20 protein-coding genes and 1 tRNA gene are annotated in these 20,942 nt (G+C 66.5%); 6 read left to right on the top strand and 15 right to left on the bottom strand.

What is annotated here, in order from left to right; genetic code table 11:
* Positions 1 to 206: 206 nt before the first annotated feature.
* The gene (locus AHOG_RS06460) at positions 207 to 1,259 is read right to left on the bottom strand and encodes a L,D-transpeptidase (protein ID WP_245856592.1); all 1,053 of its coding nucleotides are present in this window, start codon (positions 1,257 to 1,259) and stop codon (positions 207 to 209) included.
* A 565-nt stretch (positions 1,260 to 1,824) separates the two neighbouring features.
* Here AHOG_RS06460 and AHOG_RS06455 point away from each other — a divergent pair.
* Positions 1,825 to 1,900, top strand: a tRNA-Lys gene (locus tag AHOG_RS06455).
* A 51-nt stretch (positions 1,901 to 1,951) separates the two neighbouring features.
* Here AHOG_RS06455 and AHOG_RS06450 read toward each other — a convergent pair.
* From AHOG_RS06450 to AHOG_RS06420, 7 genes are all read right to left on the bottom strand, one after another.
* On the bottom strand, positions 1,952 to 3,136 hold the full coding sequence (locus AHOG_RS06450) for a tyrosine-type recombinase/integrase (RefSeq protein WP_093940538.1): 1,185 nt from the start codon (positions 3,134 to 3,136) through the stop codon (positions 1,952 to 1,954).
* Positions 3,136 to 3,330, bottom strand: coding sequence for a helix-turn-helix transcriptional regulator (locus AHOG_RS06445; RefSeq protein WP_093944213.1), 195 nt, complete (start codon positions 3,328 to 3,330; stop codon positions 3,136 to 3,138). The genes AHOG_RS06450 and AHOG_RS06445 overlap by 1 nt, the downstream gene beginning before the upstream one ends.
* Positions 3,331 to 3,350: 20 nt before the next feature.
* Complete coding sequence (locus tag AHOG_RS06440) at positions 3,351 to 4,940, bottom strand: replication initiator (RefSeq protein WP_093944212.1); 1,590 nt, start codon at positions 4,938 to 4,940, stop codon at positions 3,351 to 3,353.
* A gap of 56 nt (positions 4,941 to 4,996) precedes the next feature.
* On the bottom strand, positions 4,997 to 6,529 hold the full coding sequence (locus AHOG_RS06435; protein ID WP_093940537.1) for an FtsK/SpoIIIE domain-containing protein: 1,533 nt from the start codon (positions 6,527 to 6,529) through the stop codon (positions 4,997 to 4,999).
* Positions 6,530 to 7,000: 471 nt separating this feature from the next.
* Positions 7,001 to 7,453, bottom strand: coding sequence for a hypothetical protein (locus AHOG_RS06430; protein WP_093940536.1), 453 nt, complete (start codon positions 7,451 to 7,453; stop codon positions 7,001 to 7,003).
* A complete protein-coding gene (locus tag AHOG_RS06425; protein WP_093940535.1) occupies positions 7,450 to 7,662 on the bottom strand; it encodes a hypothetical protein in 213 nt (70 codons plus the stop codon). Before AHOG_RS06425 ends, AHOG_RS06430 begins: the two co-directional genes overlap by 4 nt.
* A gap of 13 nt (positions 7,663 to 7,675) precedes the next feature.
* Positions 7,676 to 8,071, bottom strand: coding sequence for a hypothetical protein (locus AHOG_RS06420; RefSeq protein WP_211290537.1), 396 nt, complete (start codon positions 8,069 to 8,071; stop codon positions 7,676 to 7,678).
* A 184-nt stretch (positions 8,072 to 8,255) separates the two neighbouring features.
* Here AHOG_RS06420 and AHOG_RS06415 point away from each other — a divergent pair, with 184 nt between their 5' ends.
* Both AHOG_RS06415 and AHOG_RS06410 read left to right on the top strand, forming a co-directional pair.
* Complete coding sequence (locus AHOG_RS06415) at positions 8,256 to 9,008, top strand: DUF5919 domain-containing protein (RefSeq protein WP_093944211.1); 753 nt, start codon at positions 8,256 to 8,258, stop codon at positions 9,006 to 9,008.
* 4 nt (positions 9,009 to 9,012) lie between these two features.
* Positions 9,013 to 9,483, top strand: coding sequence for an NUDIX hydrolase (locus AHOG_RS06410; RefSeq protein WP_093940533.1), 471 nt, complete (start codon positions 9,013 to 9,015; stop codon positions 9,481 to 9,483).
* Positions 9,484 to 10,152: 669 nt separating this feature from the next.
* On the opposite strand, the gene AHOG_RS28365 is transcribed toward AHOG_RS06410, so the two are convergent.
* Both AHOG_RS28365 and AHOG_RS28360 read right to left on the bottom strand, forming a co-directional pair.
* Positions 10,153 to 10,719, bottom strand: a complete 567-nt coding sequence (locus tag AHOG_RS28365; protein ID WP_157736683.1) for a hypothetical protein — start codon at positions 10,717 to 10,719, stop codon at positions 10,153 to 10,155.
* Positions 10,697 to 11,671: a hypothetical protein gene (locus AHOG_RS28360; protein ID WP_157736682.1), complete on the bottom strand. Its 975-nt coding sequence runs from the start codon at positions 11,669 to 11,671 to the stop codon at positions 10,697 to 10,699. The genes AHOG_RS28365 and AHOG_RS28360 overlap by 23 nt, the downstream gene beginning before the upstream one ends.
* A 1,089-nt stretch (positions 11,672 to 12,760) precedes the next feature.
* On the opposite strand from AHOG_RS28360, the gene AHOG_RS06400 reads away from it, so the two are divergent.
* A complete protein-coding gene (locus AHOG_RS06400; protein ID WP_093940531.1) occupies positions 12,761 to 13,231 on the top strand; it encodes an NUDIX hydrolase in 471 nt (156 codons plus the stop codon).
* A gap of 294 nt (positions 13,232 to 13,525) precedes the next feature.
* Here the strand turns inward: AHOG_RS06400 and AHOG_RS06395 are convergent, their stop codons facing one another.
* The gene (locus tag AHOG_RS06395) at positions 13,526 to 14,023 is read right to left on the bottom strand and encodes a hypothetical protein (RefSeq protein WP_093940530.1); all 498 of its coding nucleotides are present in this window, start codon (positions 14,021 to 14,023) and stop codon (positions 13,526 to 13,528) included.
* 313 nt (positions 14,024 to 14,336) lie between these two features.
* Positions 14,337 to 14,648, bottom strand: a complete 312-nt coding sequence (locus AHOG_RS29800) for a hypothetical protein (RefSeq protein ID WP_245856591.1) — start codon at positions 14,646 to 14,648, stop codon at positions 14,337 to 14,339.
* Between the two features lie 111 nt (positions 14,649 to 14,759).
* Between AHOG_RS29800 and AHOG_RS06385 the strand changes: the two genes are divergently transcribed.
* Positions 14,760 to 15,452 (top strand): DJ-1/PfpI family protein, encoded by a 693-nt coding sequence (locus AHOG_RS06385; protein ID WP_245856590.1) that lies wholly within the window; start codon positions 14,760 to 14,762, stop codon positions 15,450 to 15,452.
* On the opposite strand, the gene AHOG_RS06380 is transcribed toward AHOG_RS06385, so the two are convergent.
* On the bottom strand, positions 15,441 to 15,845 hold the full coding sequence (locus tag AHOG_RS06380; protein WP_093940527.1) for a VOC family protein: 405 nt from the start codon (positions 15,843 to 15,845) through the stop codon (positions 15,441 to 15,443). The genes AHOG_RS06385 and AHOG_RS06380 overlap by 12 nt on opposite strands.
* 84 nt (positions 15,846 to 15,929) lie before the next feature.
* Here AHOG_RS06380 and AHOG_RS06375 point away from each other — a divergent pair, with 84 nt between their 5' ends.
* A complete protein-coding gene (locus AHOG_RS06375; protein WP_093940526.1) occupies positions 15,930 to 16,274 on the top strand; it encodes a hypothetical protein in 345 nt (114 codons plus the stop codon).
* A gap of 1,106 nt (positions 16,275 to 17,380) precedes the next feature.
* Here the strand turns inward: AHOG_RS06375 and AHOG_RS06365 are convergent.
* Together AHOG_RS06365 and AHOG_RS06360 are read right to left on the bottom strand one after the other, a co-directional pair.
* Positions 17,381 to 19,162, bottom strand: a complete 1,782-nt coding sequence (locus AHOG_RS06365; protein ID WP_157736680.1) for a glycoside hydrolase family 6 protein — start codon at positions 19,160 to 19,162, stop codon at positions 17,381 to 17,383.
* Between the two features lie 736 nt (positions 19,163 to 19,898).
* Positions 19,899 to 20,492, bottom strand: a complete 594-nt coding sequence (locus AHOG_RS06360) for a flavoprotein (protein WP_245856589.1) — start codon at positions 20,490 to 20,492, stop codon at positions 19,899 to 19,901.
* Positions 20,493 to 20,942 lie beyond the last annotated feature (450 nt).

The following is a 20,942-nucleotide window of genomic DNA, read 5'->3' as shown; positions in this document are numbered from 1 at the left end:
CCGGTCGCTCCCGTTCGGGACCGGCAGGCTACGAGTGCGATGCCGACTGCGCGTCGGCTCGGTCGATCGCCGACGTCCCGACGTGCTCCCGCCGCAGGACGCCGGCCCGGCGTCGTCCTGACCATGTGGGCGGGCCGGTCGCCCCCGGGAACGGCGTCATCGAATCGGTGCGACGAGGGAATCGGTGCGACGAGGAGCCGTCCGGGTCAGCGTCGGCCGCCGGTGCTCCACTCGTCCCAGGAGATCTGCCAGTCGTTGTAGCCACCGCGTCCACCGTCACCGGGCAGCTCTCGGCCGCCCGCGTTCTCGATGATCACCACGTCACCGCTCTTGACGTTGTCGTAGAACCACTTGGCATCCTCCAGGGAGAGGTTGATGCAGCCGTGGCTGTCGTTGGCCTGGCCTAGCAGCCCGTTCCACGGCGCCGCGTGCACGAACTCGCCGTTGTTGGCGATCCGCGTCGCCCACTGGACGTCGGTGACATAGCCGCCCGAGGCGACGTCGAGGCCGTAGGTCGAGGAGTCCATCGTGTACTGCGCGTGCTTCTCCGTGACCACGTGCACGCCGTTCCAGGACTGGAAGTCGGCCTTGCCCAGCGAGGTCGGCATCGTGCGGACCACCTCGCCGTTGATCTCCACGGTCAGCTGATGGGCGGCGCCGTCGGCACGCGCGATGAAGGAGTCGCCCACGGTCAGGGTCGACTGCCTGCTCTCCTTGCCGTAGACGCCGTCGCCGAAGTGCTTGCCGTAGATGTCGGCGTCGATCGTGATCACCGTGCCCGGCTCCCAGTACTCCTCGGGGCGCCAGTGCGCTCGAGTGTCCTCGAACCAGTAGAAGGAGCCTTCGACCGCGGGTTCCGTGGTGATGGAGATGGCCTCCTCCACCGCGGCCTTGTCCTGGATCGGCGTGCCGTCGAAGTAGAAGGCCAACGGCTGCCCGACCCCGACGGTCGCGCCCGGCAGCGGTGAGAAGCCGACGTAGGCCTGTTGGACCGGCGTGGCGGTGGTGAACTCCGAGGTCTCGGTGACCGGCTCGCCGTCCGCGTTCTCCCCCGTGGCGGTGAGCGTGTAGGTACGGCCGTACCCGAGCGGCTCGGCCAGCGACCAGCTCGAGCCGTCCTCGGCCAGTTCCCCCGCGACCTCCTCGCCGTCGGGATTGATCATCACGACCTCGGTGAGCACGCCGTCCTCGGCGGTGACCTCGATCGGGTCCCCCGGTGCGACGTCCGTGGCCGCGTCGGCGGGTAACGCAAGCGTCACCGGCGGCGCGGGCGGCGCGCTCGACGTCTCGGGGCCGCCCCCGCCCCCCGCGCTCGCGCCGGCCCCGCCCGCCGAGCTGCAGGCCGCGACCAACAGCGCCACAAGCCCGGTGGCGACAGCCGACGCGGTCCGGCGCACCGCGCGCGGCCCGCCGTGGTCACCGACACGAAGCGATCTACTCACTGTTTCCCCCATGCCGCTATCGAGCGGCTCGATACCTAGCCTGAACGGAGGCATGCGTCACGCCTGCCCCGGGCCTGACCGGTGACTCCCGAAACCTCTTTGCCCAGATAGACGCCGCAACACCGCACCTGGTTGCATCCCCGGGTCAATCGACGCCGAGGTTCTTCGATCAGCCTAATGGGGGAGCCCGTCAGTCTCGATCCACTTCCCAGTCACCGCAGGCCGCGGCGGCTCCCGCCCGACCGCCGCGCCGGCCGTCGCCCGCCCTTCCCGGCACCGGTCCGATGGAGAGGGGGGCCGGATTTCAGGGTCCGACGATGCCTGTGTTACTGTTCTGCCGCACCGCACGGAGGGCCTCCGGCGGAGCGAGAGAAGTGAACATGCGGCATTAGCTCAATTGGCAGAGCAGCTGACTCTTAATCAGCGGGTTCGGGGTTCAAGTCCCTGATGCCGCACCAAACCCCAGGTCAAAGGCCTGGGGTTTTTGCATTGGAGATCAAACCCCGCGTTTACCCCGCCTTTTCGCGGGCTGTCCCGTCGAGCCCGCCGAGGGCATCGGCCCCGAGGCGGGACACCGACCGGCGGCCCATGTAGACGTCCTGGGTCATCGAGGGGCGTGCGTGCCCGAGGATGTCCGCGATCTGTCGAGCGGTCAAGCCTGCGTCGTCGAGCAGGGTCGCCACGGTCTTACGGAAGGTGCGGAAGGTGACCCAGTCGTAGCCGGATCGCACGGTGAACGGCTTCCACGCCCGATTTCGGACGTTGGATGCCTCGCGAACGGTGCCGGTCGTGCTCGGGAAGATCGGCCCTTCCAGCGTGCGAGCAGTGGCCCGCCGCTCGACGAGCATCCGCACGCACCAGTCGGGTAATGGGATCGGACGGCCGGAGTTCTCGGTCTTGCCGTCGTTGCGGATCTTGCCCCGTCCCGTGGCCCGGATGACGTTGCCGGTCATGGTGATCAGCTTTGCTTTCTCGTCGAAGTCGGACCAGTACGCCCCCAGGGCCTCCCCGGTGCGCTCCCCGGTCGCGAGGAAGAAGCGGATGAGGTCGGGAAGATCCGCATCCACCGCCGCCGAGTCCGCGTCCAGCTTGCCGAGGAGATCGACCACCTGCTCAGCGGTCAGGGCACGAGAGACCGAGGGCTTGTGCCGGGCTTTCCGTGACTCCAGTTTGCCGATGTCACGCACGGGGTTGGTCTCCAACGCGCCTACACGTACGGCGTAGGCGCAGATGCCAGCGAGCACGGCCCGCACGGTTCTGGCCGAACTGGCGCTGGACTGATCACGGATACGACGGCACAGAGCGTCCAGCACCTGGGGCGAGGACTCCCGCATCCGCAGTTCGCCCAGTGCAGGAACGACCGTTCCATTGAGCCGACTTCGATAGGTGTCCACCGTTCCCCAGGACAGATGCCCACGTTCGGCGTCCGCTTCCAGCTCGGCCAGCCAGGCCGCGCCGACCACCGCAAGCCGAGTATTTCCGGTGATCTCGGCGGAAGCCAGCGGCGGGACCCAGTCGCGGACGGCCTCTTTGAGTCGTGTCTCGGCCTTTGCTCGTGTCGAGTCGTACCGTTCGACTTCGTAGGTTCGTCCGTTGACGTCGCGGTAGCGGCAGCGAGCCCGGTATCTCTTCGGGCCGACGTGATAAGTCTTGATCTTGCCGTGGGTGCCCAGCGGGAGCGGTGGTCGCGGCATCAGGCCGCCTCGGTGTCGAGGGCATCCACCCACTGGCGGACGTCGTCGGGTCGGTATCGGAGGTACTTGCCGATGCGGCGGGCGGGTGGGCCGTAGTTCTTGGCTCGCCAGCCGTAGAGCGTGTGCACCGGGATGCCGAGGTAGGTGGAGACGTCGTCGACGGTCCAAAGTGGTTCGAGTCGGGTCGCGGTCATGTCGTTGTTCCCCCAGGTCATCAGGCTGCGAGCGGAGTTGCCGAAAGTTCTGTGTCGCCGCCTGGTGGTGGTTGTGCGGCGAGTAAGGCCCGGTCGTATTCGGCTTTCCAGGTGAGGCGTTCGGAGATGGCGTGCAGCAGGACGTGTGCGCGTGGTGGTACGCCGGGGTCGCCGGGTCGGACTTTCTGCCAGCCGAGTCGGGAGGTGTTCTGTGGTGGTTTCTCGATTCCGGCGGCTGCGAGGGTTTCGGCGACGAAGCGCTTGCGGTCGGCCCGGTGGTCGGCCAGCGACTTGCCCGACCACTTCCGTGACACGAGCACTCGGCGGCCGGGGAGGCCGAGGGTGGTGCGTCGGTGTGCTTTGCCCTTGCAGTGCGCCGAGGCCGTCTGAGACCGAGCCCCGAGAGGCTGAACGCCATAGCGCAGCCAGATCGGGCACCGGGGTGAGCAGGGGGTGACGGCCAGCTCGGTGTGGAGTCGGTCGGCGTGTTCCCGTTGCCGGGTGGTGTCTTGTTCGACGACCTCGGAGACGGATTTGGTGAGGTATTTGGTGAGGTAGCCGATGTGGCGTCCGGCTTCGGGGGTGCCGCCGAGGATGCCCTTGGAGTGGACCTGCTCGCCGAACGTCGAGACATGCGCGGGTGCATCCAGGTTGGCGACAGCCTCGTCCCAGGTCGGTAGGGCCTGTCGGGTGCCAGGGTCGACGAAGCTGCGTCGTTCGTGATCCCAGACCGGCAGCCGATCTGTCTCGTAGAGCAGCCGATCATGGTTCGGCCACCACACCTGGTGATACGTCGCCGCCGTCACGTCTTTGATCACCGAGTGGGGGATAGAGCCCCGGAGTGCGGCGTGCAGATGCGGAGCACCGCGTTTCTGCGGTTCTACCGTCGCGAAGTATTGGACGTCCCAGCCGACGCAGCGGCGGAGGTTCTGCCACCAGCGGTCGACCAGTGCGGCGAAGTGGACGACGTCGCGTGCGGCGCGTCGGTAGTCGTAGGTGGCGAAGTCGACGGGTGTTCCATCGCGTCGGACCCGCCCGTAGGTGTCCAGGGTCAACGTGAGGAACATCGAGGGCCGGAACTTTCCGGCGTACTCGCGGCCGAGGGTGCGTTTCTCCACTCGCCGTCGAGGGAGGTTCGGCGCGTCCTGCCGCCGCCGAGTGGACCGCTTACGCACCGCAGTGGCCGGGGCGTCCGGGTTGGGCAGCTTCCCCCGCACGCCGAGGTTGCGGAGGTCGGCGTCGGCGGTGTGGATGGCTTCGCGGAGTTCTTCGGCGTCGGTCTCGGCACCCTCGGCGAGGGCCTTTCGGTATTCGGCGACCAGGTCCGCGCGGTAGGCGACGAGGAGTTTCTGTTGGTCGGTGGGGGGTTCGGGGGTGAAGTCGGGTTCGTCGTCGAGGTGCCATCCTTCGCGGCACTGGGTCTGCCGCAGGGCACGTGCCTTCCGAGCGCACGGCCCGCACTGGGTTTCCACGGTGGAGCCGCAGGGGACGCCGACGTAGCGCATCTCCCCGGTGTCGTAGTCGACGGTCTCCATCATGAACGGCCGGATACACACCCCGTGGTGATCCGCAGTCGCCTCCAAGACCTTCCCCGCCAGGGGTTGGCGCATCCGCTCGGCACGGGTGAAGCCCTGCACGTCACCGGGAACGGTCGTCAGATCGGCACTCACGCGGCCTCACCCCGCACGGCCGAGTCCGGACCCGGAATCTCCGGCAGGGTCGGGAAGGCGTGCACGATCGCCGACTGTTCGGCCGAGGCGGGTTCGGTGACGTAGTCGACGAGTCGGTCTAGGTCGGTATCGGTGACGTGGAACGCTCGGACTCGGAGGGGTTCGCGTCGGTCGGTGTACTTCACCCACGCCACGCCCGGAGTCGTCTCTGAAATCTCGTGTGCCGCCGCACCGCGTTCCCGGACGCCGTCGCCCAGGACCATGTCCACCTGGCCCGGTTCATCCACCCGCAGCGCTACGCGGGTCGGGAATAGGTGCCGGAAGGACAGGACTTCCTTGCGGGGGTCTTGGAGTTCGCCGATGACGCAGACGCCGGGTGCGCGCCCTTGGCTGGTGATGGTCTGTAAGGCCGAGTTCGCGCGTTCCTTGAGCTTGCGGTCGGTCGGGTAGGCCACGACATCGGCCAACTCGTCCACGATGAGCAGGAGGAACGGTTGACCGCAGTCGACCGACCACCCTCGCCGCTGCCCCCGGAACGCTGCGGCCCGCTGCTTCACCTCGGCCGCAACCTCTTCCAACAGCTCGACAGCCTCAAGTCCGTTGTCGAACACCAGCCGGTGGAACAGGCCGGGTGCCTTGCCGAGTTCCATTCCACCTTTGGGGTCGATCCCGTAGACCCGGACCAGCCCCGAGCGCAGGAGCGGGGCGAGGGACCAGAGCAGCGACCAGACCACCGAGGCCTTGCCAGCGCCGGTCGCTCCGACGGCGAGGATGTGGGAGCCGAGGAGTCGAAGCAGCCACGGCCGACCCGCCTCCGTCACCCCGACCGGGACCCGCTCCAGGTCTTTCGCAGTGAAGCCGGTGACGTCGTCGGCAGTGTCGGGCAGCGGAGGAGGCAGCACCGGCCGTGTCAGCGGGTCACCGTGCAGCAGATCCAGGACGATCCGCCGAGGACTGAGTACCCGGACTCGGCAGGACCGAGCGCCGAAGGAGTGCGCCAACGCCTCAGCTCGTGCCTCGAACTCACCGGGTGCTTGACCATGCAACAACGCGACCGTGACCCGGTCTCGCCACCCGTCGGCACGGACCCGCACGAACACCGGAACGTGGGTCTTGCGGTCAACCTTCCGGTCGAGATGGCAGAACAGCATCGTCCGATGCCACACCGGCGCGTAGACCACGAGCCGCCGCCACTCCGACCGCACCTCGCCGAGCACCAGGCGCAGGAACGACGGCCGAAACCGCCACCACCAGCCGACCAGCACCAGAGCCAAGACCGCACCAAGGATCAGGGCGACGGTCCAACCCCAGAGCGGGCCGATCACGACGAGCACCAGGACCACGAACGCGACGACCGGATACCGGGAGGCCTTGCGCAGCACCACCACCGATAACCACACCACCAGGCCGACAGCGAGGAACGGCACCGCCAGGACCAGCGCCCACCGGGGCGAATGGGTCCACCACGGCAACCGAGGCCGGGAGACCTCCAACGGGGCGGGATCGATCCACCTGGAGCGCTCAGGCATCCCGACCACCCCGCCCCAGGGTGTTCACGGCCGGGCCGAAGTCCAACGGCAGCCACCCAAGACACCGCAGACAGCGCGCGTGGCCGGGGGCGAACTTGCCGAACTTGTGGCAGGCAGGACACCTGCGCGGAACTGACTGTCCGTGAGGACTTGACACGTTCTGTGGTTGCTCTAAGCTCATCGTTGTTCACTCCGGTTAGAAATGGTTGAAGTGGACAGCGCAGAGGCGGCCGGTTTCCAGGCCTATAACCGCCTCTGCGCCTTTCCTTTCCACACCCGCGTTGGTGTTCAGCGGGTGGTCTTCTCAGTCACCCGAGTGACAGTTGCGAAACGCCCCCGGCGACACCCCCATGCGTGGCGTTGTGGCGCGGCAGTCTTCACATAGCCAGCGCGGAGCCTGCACCCACGCGCGGCATCCCGAACGAGCACAGAACCGGCCGATGTTGCGCCGCCACCAGGCGAATAGCCGTCTCATGACCACCACCCCCGCTCGGCCCGTTCGTTCGAATCCTGCGGTGAGGGCGGATGATCTGACTCCTCCGGCCAGGCATGACGGCCCTGCGGCAGCACACCCGGATTCGGCGGCGACCCGTCCTCGTTCCACTGGCCTCGGACCTCCCGGTATCCCGAGGTCAACCCGCCCGAGGGCGGCCGTTGGTCCGTGTGGATCAGTGGTCCGGCTGCCAGTCCCGCCGTCTGTTCCAGCCACTCCACCGCCCGCGAAGCCGAGAACGCCACCGCCCGCAGCAGATCCGCGACGATGACGCGGCCGGCGGGATCGGTGAGCACGGGAACCTCTACATGCACCGAACCCAGGTCCATCAGGAAGATGGGGCCGTGGCCGGGCAGGTTCGCGAAGAACACCGCCGTCGAGGCCGGTTCCGGGATGGCCACCAGTCGAGGAATCGGCCGCTGCGCGTTCATCGTGGCCCCCGCGTGTGCTCATCGGCCGACGCAAGCGCGTCGATTCCCTCGGCCACTGCCCCGCCCAGCCGGTGTAGTGCGTCGCGGTCGACGACCAGGGCCACCGGGAACGCCTTCCCGAACCGGATCTCCACCCGCGCCGCATACGGCAAGGCCATGACCCGGATCGGGAGATCGTGGGTGATGTGGACGGTCACCATGTCCCGCATCGGTGCCACGCCCTCACGCCGCTTCCTGCGTCGACGACGCGGACGACTTCCCCGACGAGGCCCTACCCACGCCGGTACCAGCGCCGGGAGCGCGCATCGACGCCGCCCGCAGGCTGAACGCGACCCGCCCGTTCTGCTCATACGCCGTCGCCGTCAGCCCCTCGAAGAACACCGGACGAAACGGCGTCCCCGGCAATGCCTCCGGCGGAACCGGCTGCACGTCAGCGGCGATCTTGACCACCACACCGGTGTTCCGCCCGTTCGCAGCCGGGTCGGTGACCTGCACATTCCACACCAGACGACCCGTCACCTTGTCCTTGGCCGGACGCCGCTGGCCGTTGTCGAAATCCATCCCCTGTTCCACCCCCAAGACGAACGCCCCGTCCGGGAACACGTCGTCGAAGGGCACCGCGAACCGATAACCGTTGGGCACAGGCATAACCAGCCTCCAGGCGTCACGTCGCCGAGCTAGTACGGCGACTCTGACCACCACCATCGGCGTTCCAGCGGGACGTACACACCACACCGTGGGACTTCTCGGGACGTCCCTGCTACCGTCGAAGACGTCCCTACGTGTCCCCAAGAGGGTGGTCATGCCCAACGAACGACTCCGTGACGCCTTGCTCCGCCAAGGCCTGAACCTCGATCACGTCGCCCGTGCGGCCAAAGTGGACCCGAAGACCGTGGAGCGGTGGATCACCAAGAACCGCATCCCGTACCCGAAACATCGCCACACCATCGCCGCCATGGTCCGCGAATCAGAGAACTACCTCTGGCCCGACGCGCTTCCCACCGAGCGCAAGGCCGAGGTCGCGGTGTCGGAGGTCATCAAGGTCTACCCCCACCGACACGCCGTCCCGCGCGAGCTCTGGTCGCGGCTGATCGACAACGCACATGAGGACATCGAGATCCTCGTCTACGCAGGCATGTTCCTCACCGAGTATCCGAAGCTCATTCACCAGTTCCGCGAGAAGGCACAAGGCGGAACCCGTATCCGACTGCTCTTCGGCGACCCCGTCAGCCGCGAAGTCACCCGCCGCAGCGAAGACGAGGGCATCGGTAAGACCACGCTCGCCGCCAAGGTCCGTAACGCACTCGCGTTCTTCCGCCCGCTCCGCGATGAACCCAACATCGAGATCCGCTGCCACGGCACAACGCTTTACAACTCCATCTACCGCTTCGACGACGAGATGGTGGTCAACACCCACCTCTACGGCTTCCAAGCCGCACACGCACCAGCCCTGCACCTCCGACGGCTCTCCGCAGGCGACCTCTTCGAGAACTACTCCGAGAGCCTGGAATCCGTCTGGAAGTCCGCCAAAGAACCCAAGTGGGCAAAGGAGTAACACCATGGCACGCACCGACTACTACCAAGACCCCACCGCACCCCAGGCCAACAGCATCGTCGTCGCCGTGACCGCCGTCATCCAGGACGAGACCGGCCGACTCCTCATGATCCGTCGCACCGACAACGACCTCTACGCCATCCCCGGCGGAGCCCAAGACATCGGCGAGACCATCTCCCACACCGTCGTACGCGAAGTGAAGGAAGAGACCGGCATCGACGTCGAAGTCCAGAAAATCACCGGCATCTACACCGATCCCGAACACGTCATCGCATACACCGACGGAGAAGTACGACAAGAGTTCTCCATCTGCTTTCGAGCCATCCCCACCGGCGGAGAACTCCGCACCAGCAACGAAAGCAAAGAAGTGCTATGGGTCGAACCTGATGACCTCGACGCCCTCAACATCCACCCATCGATCCGACTCCGCATCACACACGGCATCGAGCGCAGCGGGGAACCCTACTTCTCATGATTCCCCGCAGCGAGCAAGCGTCTCTCCGTTCTCTCAACAGCGGCCCGTAGCTCAGGCTCAGCCTCTCGGATGAAGCGGGACACAAGGTCTTCAGGGCCGTACCGGCGCTGAATCTCCGATATGCGCTCATCGAAGGTCACCGGAACACCATCCGGAGACGTCGTCATGTCCGCCCACCACAAGGCATCCCGCACTGGAGTCGGCCCCTCATCGGGAAACTCGTCGAGTTCGGCCGACAAGCCGCGCAGCCGAGCCTCCAGCCGCGCACAAGAGTGGTGAGCTACGAGGTTCACTACTCGCTGTGAGACACCGGCACCGCGAAGCCATCGAGCACCATCCAATGGATGAAAGCCTGTAACTACCAGTCCAGGAGAATAGCCCACGTCGTGCAAAAACGCTGCGGAAACTATCTCGGACCCGTTGCCAACGACTAGTGCAGAAGTTTTAGCTGCGCGATCCGCGACACCCTGAACGTGGCGCCACCGGCGAGGCATTATCACCGCCAATTGGTCAAACGCGAGCTGGCGAGCCTGCCGCTGCAATCTCATTCAGTTACTGTATCTGAAGTCTCCACGCGACGTCACCAGGGTGGCTAATCAGACACCACCAGCTGAAGATCGGATGAGGAGAATCATACCACTGGGACGCGATCTACACGAAATGATTCATTCAGATCTTCACCCCGATAGATCTTTTCCTGAGAGCCTTAGGTCTGCCATCAATCACAATGGTACCTAGAAAAATAGCAAAAACCACCGCGAGTCTGGTAAATTTTGCGACAGACAACACCAGGCTTGTTAAAAAGATTGAAAAGGATGCACTGTAGAATCTATCGGTGTCTAAAAGCATGGCAAGCAAGCAAAGTAGGGCACCGCCGAAAAGCCACTTTATTATGCTCATATAATTCTTATTCAGCACGCTTCCATGCCGCTGGCGCACAGCTTCGAAAGTCGCTCCCCCTGTGGACAAATACTGAGATACGCTAACACTTACGAAGCCACCAAGAAGCGACATCACCCCCGCCCCCGCCGCGTAGGCGTCGGTTCTTTGTCCACTATCCATCCATGATCCAAGCTCCTTTTTCGCCAGACTCGAAGCCACATGCGCTGCAAGTACCAACATAATAGAAATTGCCAGATCGAGATTTGGATGCCGAAGCCACCATTCGCGAATCTTTAAGCCACTCCTTTTGAGGATACTTTTTTCTTGCACTTTATCGACATATCTGCCGTCCATGGCCCTCAACCACCTCCGACACGATACTATCCCAACCTACCGACAGAACGTCCGGTCGGAATAGCTGATCGTGGAGCTGCTCGGTAGCAGCGTCAATAGCCTCGATGTACATTCTTATTTTGCTCGATTCGGGATCGTCCCCACGAAACACGACCGATATTTTGGTCGTAAGCTGATTTTCGTAGAAGTCAATCTTTTCCCTATCAAACTTCCCATTTTTCAGCGGCTTCGGCAAGTACACGGCAGCCCTCATTGCCGGCAAGTTTACATAAGCCTTCGCTATCTCTGCAATTTCTCTGCGTTTTTCCGCGTCGGCCTTAACTATACGCCCTTTCGATTTGAATTCGAGACGCAGGCTCAAGCTAGACGGTGCAGACTTAATGATATCAGAAGTAGCAAAAACTCCTGAGGACGACTGAATTGCAGACAAATGATCTGGTTCAAGGACAACTTCAAACGAGACCGCCTCCTCGGCCGCAAGAATTCTTTCCTTAGCGTCCGCCCCCCAGTCTGGGCCAATAGTTATCTCCTCGCTGAATATATCAGCTTTGTTCAAGTAAGACTGAAGAGATGCCGTGCGCGCGGACGCATTGGAACCCAAGACGAAGCCAAACTTGTTGGTTCCGGAAATAAACTTAACAACCGAGTACTCCACGTAGGGCCTATCGACATCGACTGGATCATTTTCGATAACCTTGTCGGCTATTAGATTGTAGGACGAGACACCTTCGTCGCGGTGGCGCAGAAATACAAACACGTCTTCGCCATCATGAGTCTGCACATTGTACCAATAGGAGGTCCCGCCTATTTCGCGAAGCCTTTCCATGTGTCCGCGATTCGCCAACCGGCTAAGAATGTGCTTCCAGTCGATCGGCTCCTCGATAGCTTCCCCATCCTTGCCGCGCACCTCGAAGAAGGAAACCGTCTTCTTTCGGGACTTGTTTTTACCCATTCGATTCTCCATTCTTTTACTCGACTTTAGCACGATTTTCATTAGGCACGCCACTACTGTCGCTGCGAGAAAATTTCTTCCTGATTAACTGTACTTTTCGTTGCCGAATCTGGCTCTAGGGGATCAAGGCGCGCCGCCGTAGGCGGCGCGCTGCCGGGTCACCTCGGGTAGGCCGGGCGCGCGGCTCAGTCCTGCGGGCGCGCTGACGCGCGTCCTCGGCCTGGCCGACGCCCAGCCGCCGGGTTCCGGGATGCGCCACCGCAGACGACGCGCGAGAAGGCTGAGCAGGGCTAGGCCGCGACTCCGGTCCGACAGAGCGCCGAGCGGGGCATCCTGGCAACGCTGGTCATGGCGCTCGACTGCCGCGACGGCTTCGCCGCCTTGCCACCGGATGACCGGCTCATCTCAAGATCACGACCCCGGAATACCCCCAGAGAACAACGCTGAACGACGAAGGGCGCCGATGCTCGACAGTGGACCCGGCTACCGCGTCCAAGCAGGTGAGGGGCCATGTCGAGCACCGACGCCGAACGACGATGAAGAGAGATCATGAATCAGCGGGTTCGGGGTTCAAGTCCCTGATGCCGCACCAAGGTCAAGATTCCGTTGGCCAGTGCGTATGTCACAAACCAAGATCACACCAGCGCCGGTCTGCCGGGCATCTGTCCTACACGGTGTCCCATAGATCGGCGCTAGCGTGCGTCCATGGCCAGAACGAAGCGCGTCAAGGACCTCACCGGCTATGCCCCGGGCACCGGAACGCTGATCATGGTCGCCCGTTCTGCCGGGGCCGGCGGCGAGGCAGGGCGATCGGGATACCGAACCGCCTCGGGACCACCTGGGACCGGACACCACGGCGACGCTCGATCAACGTCGAGACCGGGTTCGAGTGCCGCCCTGCGCGGCGATCTCCTGCTTCTCACGACGCGGCACCCTTCACTACGCTCGTCGGCGACCTCCCCCGCAGGCGCGATCCTCCCGCACGCCGTTCCTCCTGCGTGGACGCTCCACAGCTGACGTACTTCGGGCGTACTCCGCAGTGCTGTGGATCGCGTCGACGGCAGCCGCTCTCCGACGAGGAGCCGCCCCATGGCACGCACCGACTACTTCCACGATCCCGACGCGCCCCCGCCGAACGGCATCGCCATCGCCGTCAGTGCCTTCGTACTCAACGAGACGGGCGAGCTGCTGATGATCCGCCGCAGCGACAACGGCCTCTACGCCATCCCCGGCGGACAACTCGAACTCGGCGAGACCCTCGCGCGGACGGTCGTCCGGGAAGTCGACGAGGAGACCGGGATCGCCGTCGAGCCGACCGGCGTCATCGGCCTGTACTCCAACCCCGCCCACCTCATCGCCTACGACGACGGCGAGGTACGACAGGAGTTCTCGATCTGCTTCCGCGCCCGACCCGCCGGCGGCGAACTTCACACCAGCAGCGAAAGCACAGAAGTGCTCTGGGTCGCGCACGCGGATCTGGACAGGCTGAGCATCCACCCCTCGATCCGACTCCGCATCCGACACGGGTTCGAGGACCGCCGCGAGCCCTTCTACACCTGAGCCCCCGTAGCGCGCGGTCGCGATTCCGTCCGGCGCACCGTCCCCGGCCGCTCGCAGGCGGGAAGGCCCTGCACGACCACCTGGGAAGGAGGCTCGCACCGGGCGGCCCGAAACAGCCTCGGGTTGGGTGTCCCCTCGGCGGAACGTCCGGATCAGCGGCGGCTCTCGTTGCGGCCGACGCTGGCACCGCGTGCGCGCCGAGGTAGCGCCCCGATCCTCCCCGTCTATGCCGCATGATCCGTGGGAGTGGGGCGAGGCTGCCGAGCTGACGGCGGTGCGGATGCCGGGGGCCGCTCAAACGGGGTCGGGATGACCAGCGACCGGCGGGGCGACGCGATCCTCGGCACGAGCGCCTCCGGGCCAGAGCTGGATGAGGTGCTCCTCGGTGTGCTGGGTCTCTCTGGTCACGCTGGTCTCGTCGAGGCCCAGTGGATTCCGATAATGCGCCCGGAAGCGTACGGCTCCACACCACGGCAGGTCGACGGCGGAGTCGTTCGGCGCCCCGGTCGTGCACGCGAGTATCAGCGTGTTGCCCCTGGTGGAGAACTCCCCATCGGCGACGGCATCCCATTCGCTCGGGTCCTGCTCCGGCGGGGCATCCCAGATCTGAAGGTGGACCGTCGGTTCATGCGCGTTCACCGCGCTATGCAGGAGGACTCCTCGGGGAAGAACACCGTACACCGGAGGTCGTTCTTTCCCGCCGGGGACGACGTCGTCGAATCCGTCCTCGCCGACCAGTCGGAAGATATGAAAATCAATGAAGACCGTCGTCGTGATCGCGTGCACCAGCACGATGCCCCCTCGCCGGCTCGTACGGGCATCATGGCCGTCGTGTCCGACAGATCGTGATCGCCTGTGGTCATGACCGCGGTGACCTCACCGGACCTCGCCGTACTGACCGGCCCTGACGGGCGACGTCCCGCTTGGCCGTACCGATCCGACCTACGATGTCCCGCGTGTCGCACCCGGAGCCTGCGTACATGAGATCGACTCTGTGAGCGGCCTCTCGGCGTGGAGTCCCGGCGTACTCGCGGGCCGTCTCGTCGAGCCCCGGGTCCGAGGGCATCGACCCTCGTGGTGAGAGCGTCGCCGACTCCGCCCGGCGCTACTCGATCCGTTCGACGACCGTGACCTCGATGGTTCCCGTTCCCGCGCTGAGCAGGAAGAGCATCGCCAGGACCCCGAGCACCACGCCGAAGACTCCGACGGCCAGGATCGTCTGATACAGGCCGCGATGGCGGCGCGCCCCGCGGCGCAGCCCCAGGACTCCGAGCACGATCGCCGCCACGCCCGGGAGCGGTGCCAGCGGGAAGGAGACGACGAGCAGGACGACGGCGAGGGCTGCGGACAGGCCGCCGACGACGATCAGCCAGCCGCCGAGCGATTCCCGCGCCGCAGAGTCCACCGGAGCCGACATGCGGGCGAAGTTAGCAACGATCACGCTGCGCGGTCAATCGTGGACCGGCTCGGGAAACCCACGTCGGGCACGGGCTTTCGGCGCCGATCGGAGCTGCCTAGGCTCACCTCCGTGAGCCCTTCGCCGCTGCGGATCGTCGCGTTGTTGTTCCCGAACGTCACCCAGCTCGACTTCACCGGCCCCGCGCAGGTCTTCTCCAGGCTGCCGGGCGCCGAGGTACACGTCGCCTGGCACGACACCCGGCCGGTGGCCACCGACAGCGGGTGGTCGATCGTGCCGACGACGACGCTGGCCGACTGTCCACAGGCCGACGTGTTGTTCGTCCCGGGCGGCCAGGGTGCGTTCGATCTCTTCGACGACGCCGTCGCGCTGGACTTCCTGCGCAGGCAGGCCGGCGGTGCCTCGTGGGTCACGTCGGTGTGCACCGGCTCGTTCACGTTGGCGGCGGCCGGGCTGCTCACGGGTCGCCGCGCGACCAGCCACTGGTCCGCGCTGCCCATGCTGGCCGAACTAGGGGCGATCCCGACGAGCGAACGAGTGGTGATCGACGGGAACCGGATCACCGGGGCCGGGGTGACCTCCGGGATCGACTTCGCGTTCGTGCTCGCGGCGCGGCTCTTCGGCGAGGACGTGGCGAAGCAGGTCCAGCTACGACTCGAGTACGATCCCGCGCCGCCGTTCGACGCGGGGTCACCCGCGAAGGCGGACCCGGAACTGGTGGCGTCGACGGTCAGCCGCGTGGACGACGCCCGCCGGGAGGCGGTCAGGCGGGCTGCGGCGCGCCTCGGCCGGTCAGCTCCCTGACGAGACCGTCTCGGCGCTGAGACAGAACTCGTTGCCCTCGGGATCAGCCAGGACGATCCAGTCGTCGGTCCTGCTCAGCACTCGAGCGCCCAGCTCGGTCAACCGGTCGATTCCGACGGCCAGGTCGTCACACCGCAGATCCAGGTGCAGCCGATTCTTGCCGGCCTTGGATTCGGGTACGAGCTGGAAGAACAGCCTGGGGGCGCCGTCGGCGGCGGGCTCGACCAAGACGAGTGGATCGTCCTCGGGACCGTCGATGCCCTCGGCACGCAGCCGTGCCAGTTCCTCCTCGTCATACGGGGCGATCTCGTAGTCGTCCAACGCCGCCGCCCAGAATCGGGCGAGTGCGGCGGGTCGAGCACAGTCCACGACGATGTCATGCAGTCGGATCACGCGGACGATTCTGCGACACCGGGCAGGGCGGCGACGACGGCTCTTCGCCGGTCGCGTGGCGCCCCCATCGCCTACAGTCGTCCCATGTCACCGTCGGAGGCCAGGGCAGCGCTCTCGGCGAGGCGTCCCCGACTGGTCCTCTGGCTCGGGCTGGGCGGTCTCCTGGCGATCGGGCTGGTGCTGGCCTGGGTGAACTACCTGCTCGTGGCGGCCGTCGCGTTCTCCTGCGTGGACGCGGCGACCTGCCCGATGGCGCGGGTGTACTTCGTGGCCTTCGGGCCGACGGCGACATTGTTGATCGGCGTGATCGCGGGCGGGATCGGCGGCGAACGGGCGATCCGCGCGGGCCTACCGGTACCCGGCTGGGTGGCCTGGCCCTGGCTGTTCTACGGGGCCGTCTTCCTGGTCGCCGTGGCGGTCGCGTTCTGAGCTCGCGACCGTCGTCCCTCGGCCCGTCGCTACAGGTTCTTCTCGATGCTCGCCAGTATCGATCCATCGGGTGATCCCGGAGTGCGTCGCTGCCCGGCGACAGCAGCTCGTCCGCATGGCCTGCCACCTTGTCGACCACGCCGCCCCACAGCGACGGCGGCTCGGGCAGCGTCCCGGAGCGGTCGAAGCATCGAGGGACCTTCACCCGCCGGAACACCGACTCGGGCGGGAGCTGAGGCACGATGTCGTTGCTGTCGACGAACCGGAGGCTCCGGTCCTTCAATGCCTCGGCGTAGGCGCGGGCAGCGGATCACAGACACGCGGCTGCCCGAAGGCGTAGACGCCGTCGGTAGCCGGATTCGGCTCCGCGAGGTGCGGTTCGCCGCCTGCACTGCCTGCGCGCCGCCGAGGCTGTGGCCGGTCAGCCAGACGCTCCGGCCGTGGTGCGCGGTTCCTCGATGCCCTGCCGCACCAGAGGAGGCACCGTCGCAGGCGCGGTCGAAGCCAGATGGACCAGGCCCTTGGCGACGGACTCCGGAGCGACGGGGGGAGGTCGCATCGGTCAGCCCAGTCCTTGAGCGGAGTGACCTCGGTGCCTCGGAACGCCAGGATGACCAGGTGCTCGCCGGCCGCCAGGTACGCCTGCGTGTCGCCGAGCGGCACGGGGAGGCCCCGCGCGACCTGCGGGAGGCGGCAGTGATCGAAACCCCATCGCGCCGTCTCCGCCCGGATCTCCTTCCCTGTGGAGTAGGCGGACTTCGCGGCCCTGGCCGGCCGGTGGACGTGGTCGAGCCGGCAGCCGGTCACACGGTGATCGAGTCGTCTTCTCCGTGGGGAGGTTCGCTGCCTCGCCCGGCGACGACGGACGCACCGTGCCTGTCGGAGCACCGGCCAAGGTGGGCGGGGTAGCCACGACCTCCCCACGAGCTCGATCGCGATCCGGTCCGCCGGGTCGGCGGGGTCTGGACAGCGCGACCATGCTTTCCAGTGACGTCCGGTCGGGTGAGAATCGCCCGCCCTGGTAGTAGGACCGATCGGAACAGACCGGGTGGGGAGAGCCTGGTCAGGCTCTCCCCACCCGTGGTGGTGCGATGGGACGTCGAGCGTCAGCTGCACACGGAGTCGTTCAGGCTGAACGCGGCCGGTGCGACGTGCGCCCCGTTCGACGTGCCCTGGAAGCCGAAGCTCACCGAGCCGCCCGCCGGGATGCTTCCGTTCCATCCGCTGCCGCTGGCGGTGACCTGGGTGCCCTGCTGGGTGACCGAGGCGTTCCAGGCGCTGGTCACCTGCTGACCGTTCGGGTTCGTCCAGACGAGCGACCAGCTGGGCAGCGCGGTGCTGCTGGTGTTGGTCACCGTCACCTCGACGACGTAGCCCGCGTTCCACTGCGACTGCAGGCTGTAGTCCACGCTGCAGCCGGTGACGGGGCCGGGCTCGCCAGGCTCACCGGGCTCACCGGGCTCGCCGGGCTCGCCGGGCTCGGAGCCCAGCGGCGGGTGGGCGTTGGCGAGGAGCTCCTGGAACTGCGCGGAGAACCAGTGACCGGAGAGCGGCGCGTGGTCCAGCGCGCCGGACATGTTGTACTGGTTGCGCGGGTTGCCCTCGTAGGTGGGGTCGCACATCCGGTCGAAGCCCTTGCCCTCGTCGTTCGGGATCTCCTCGCTGGATCCGTCCGACTCTCCCGGCGGCTTCGCCCAGACGTAGGCGTCGATGCCGGGTTCGGGGGAGGCGGTCGGCCGCTCGCCGAGGCCCGCACCGGCCTGGTTGCACCAGTTCCCGAGGTGGATGCGGCGGTCGTAGCGTCCGCCGTCGACGTACTCGTCGGCGCTGGTCTGCGGGCCGGGGCCGCTCGGCCGTTCGCTGCCGCCCCAGCCGTTGCGAGAGGTGTCGATCAGCATGCCGATGTCGGAGTTGAAGCCCGCCGAGATCGCCTCCTCACGGAAGGCCTGGGCGAAGGACAGCTCGTCGACGTAGTTGTTCCAGTCGATCCAGCTCGCCTCGCCGCGGATCGGCTGGCCGTTGACGATGTCGCCGACCGCGAAGTGATCTTCCTTCAAGGCCGAGTAGTTGGCGGTGTTGGCGATGAAGCCGTGCACGTCGTCGGGAGACGCTCCGTTGGCGTTGGCCGCCTCGAAGAACAGGTCGGCCGAGGCCCCGAAGTTGTTATCCCAGCCGATCCAGCCGTGGTGACCCGCGTCGACGTAGTTGTAGACGTTCGGGATCGCGCCCAGCTGCGCCAGCGCGTAGCCGACGCCGTTGACGTAGTTGCCGTTGGCCAGCATCTCGTCGCACTGGGGCGTCGCGGTCTCACGGCTGCCGACGTTGGTGATCAGGTTGGGCAGCGAGTCGATCTCGATGATCGTCGCGATGCGCAGGCCGGCGTACGCCGGGTCGGCGAGGATCTCCGCGATCGGGTCGATGTACTCCGACTCGTACCTGTCGAGCTCGTCCGGGCCCAGTTCACCGTTGGAGGCGAGCGCGGCGCAGTCCCGACCGGGCAGGTTGTAGATGACGACCTGGAACAGGTCCGCGCCCTGGGAGACGGCCTCGTCCAGGTGGTCGCGCAATCCGTAGTCGCCCGTCGTCGGGCTGTCGTTGCCCTCGATGGCGCCGATCCGATCCAGCCACACGTAGGTCGGCTGGTCGGCGATGGCCGATCCGCCGGGCTCGGCGGCGGCATTGGCCGCCCAGACCGGGTTCACATAGACCTGAGCACCGTCGTACGGGTTGTCGACCCGCTGCTGTGCGGGTGCCGGATCATTCTCGGCACCGCTGGCCGTCTGTCCGACGGCGAGGAGGAGTCCGGCGGCGAGAACCACGGCCGATGCTGCGGCGGTGCCGCGACGGCGACCTGATTCCCTCGCCTTGCTTGGGGAGTCATATCTCATTTCGGCTCCTTGCTTGTTACCTCACGACACCCTTGTCCGAGGCGGGTAGCGCTACGCCGTAGACCATTGGGAGCGCTCCCAGAACGGACTGTACCAATGCGGTAACAGGCTGAAAAGAGGGCGTAACGCGAAAATTGTCTCGTCGATCATCAAAGCTGATCTACCTTGACGTCGGACCGGACAGAAAACACCAGGTACGGGCAGCGGAGGCCGCTCGGGCGGCGGCGAATAATTCTCCTCCACGAGATCCGTGATCGCGAAAACGCTGCGGTTGACACGAAGGAGTCCGACCGACGACACCCGACCGACCCCATCGACACCAGCGGACGCCGACACCCCTCACGCCCGATGAAGTGCTTCTGAACTGGGGTTATACTCGACTCCGCAGCGCATGTCTCGCGCTGTGCACGATCGACTTCTCGACCCCGAGGCTACATTCCGGCGCTTCGACATTCGAGAGAAAGGGCGTCGAATTCGACGCGGCGAATTCGACGATGTGCGCGCCTAAATCCAGAGACGACCAGGCTCTCTCGCGTCGATCGAAGCGATTCGCCACGCTACGGAGCACCACCGACGACCACCGGGCGCCCTACACGGAGTACGAGCGGCACCGGACGATTCGCGGTCCGCCTTGGGAACGCTCCCATAGTTTGGACGCGACCTGGGGCCCATTCCGTCCTCGCGCGGAACCTCCCCGTCGACCGGCGCGGCAAGGGCCGTCGAGCCACAGGAGCGGTCACTTCCTCGCGTCGACCGCCTCGACCACCGCGGCCAGGACGGACGACCACGGAAGGCCGCGTTCCGGCTCGTCCGCAGGCTCGGTCAGCGGGAACTCCCCGGCCCCGTCGACCAGACGGGCCCCCGCCAGCCGCAGGGCGGCCAGGTGACCGGACCAGGCCGGATGCCGTGCCTGCGCGGCGTTGACCCGAGGAGACACCACCACCGGCACCCGAACATCACCCAGAGCCTCCCCGACCTGAGTCAGCGCCTGGTTGTCGCCGATGCCCAGCGCGAGCTTGGCCACGGTGTTGGCCGACGCGGGGGCGAGCACGTAACAGTCGACGGGCGGGTGCGGTCGGGGCTCTTCCGGCAGCCGGGACTCCGAGCGCACCGGAAAGCCGGTGGCCGCGGCCAGCGCCTCGACCTCGCCGATCGCGGTCAACCACCGCGCGGCCGTCGGGGTGAGCGTGACGCCGACCCGCCATCCCCTGGCCAGAACGGGTTCCACGAGGCCGATGCGCAGCCCTGACAGGCCGCCCGCGGCGGCGGCCACCACACCGACCATGGGCGGTCGGACCGCGGATTCCGTCGCCGTCCGACCTGCCGTCATGATCCCGTCCTCCGACGTAGCACGCCCGGGAGGCGCGGTCCCCGAGGACCGTGATCTCCCCCGGGCCCGGCGGCCCGAACCCGGCGGCCCGGCTGCACCGGGCCCTGCGAGACGCCCGGCACGGTGCCCGCGCGTCGCCGGAGGCTAACAGCATCCGAGAACAGACGACGCCGAGAAGGGACCACTCCGAGCCCGCCGCCCCTTCGACACCTGCCGACTCCCTGTGGTGGGACGCGGCGTCGCGCGGCTCGGCGACCCGTCCACGATGCCGCCGCCCACGCGGTCGGTCGTCCGCCTCGCCCGTCCCCGCCTCACCCGTCCCCGCCTCGGCACGCCGCCCGGCTCAGACCACCGCCCGCACGGGCACGGTGCGGAGGCCGAGATCGCCGCACCCGCGTCCGTGTCGACCGGCGCACGCCGCCGCACCACGCCCGCCGCCGTCGCTCGCCC

This window comes from Actinoalloteichus hoggarensis, assembly GCF_002234535.1.
Lineage (GTDB): Bacteria > Actinomycetota > Actinomycetes > Mycobacteriales > Pseudonocardiaceae > Actinoalloteichus_A > Actinoalloteichus_A hoggarensis.
Note: the sequence above shows the minus strand (reverse complement) of the source record. Positions and strands in the feature narration are given on the sequence as shown.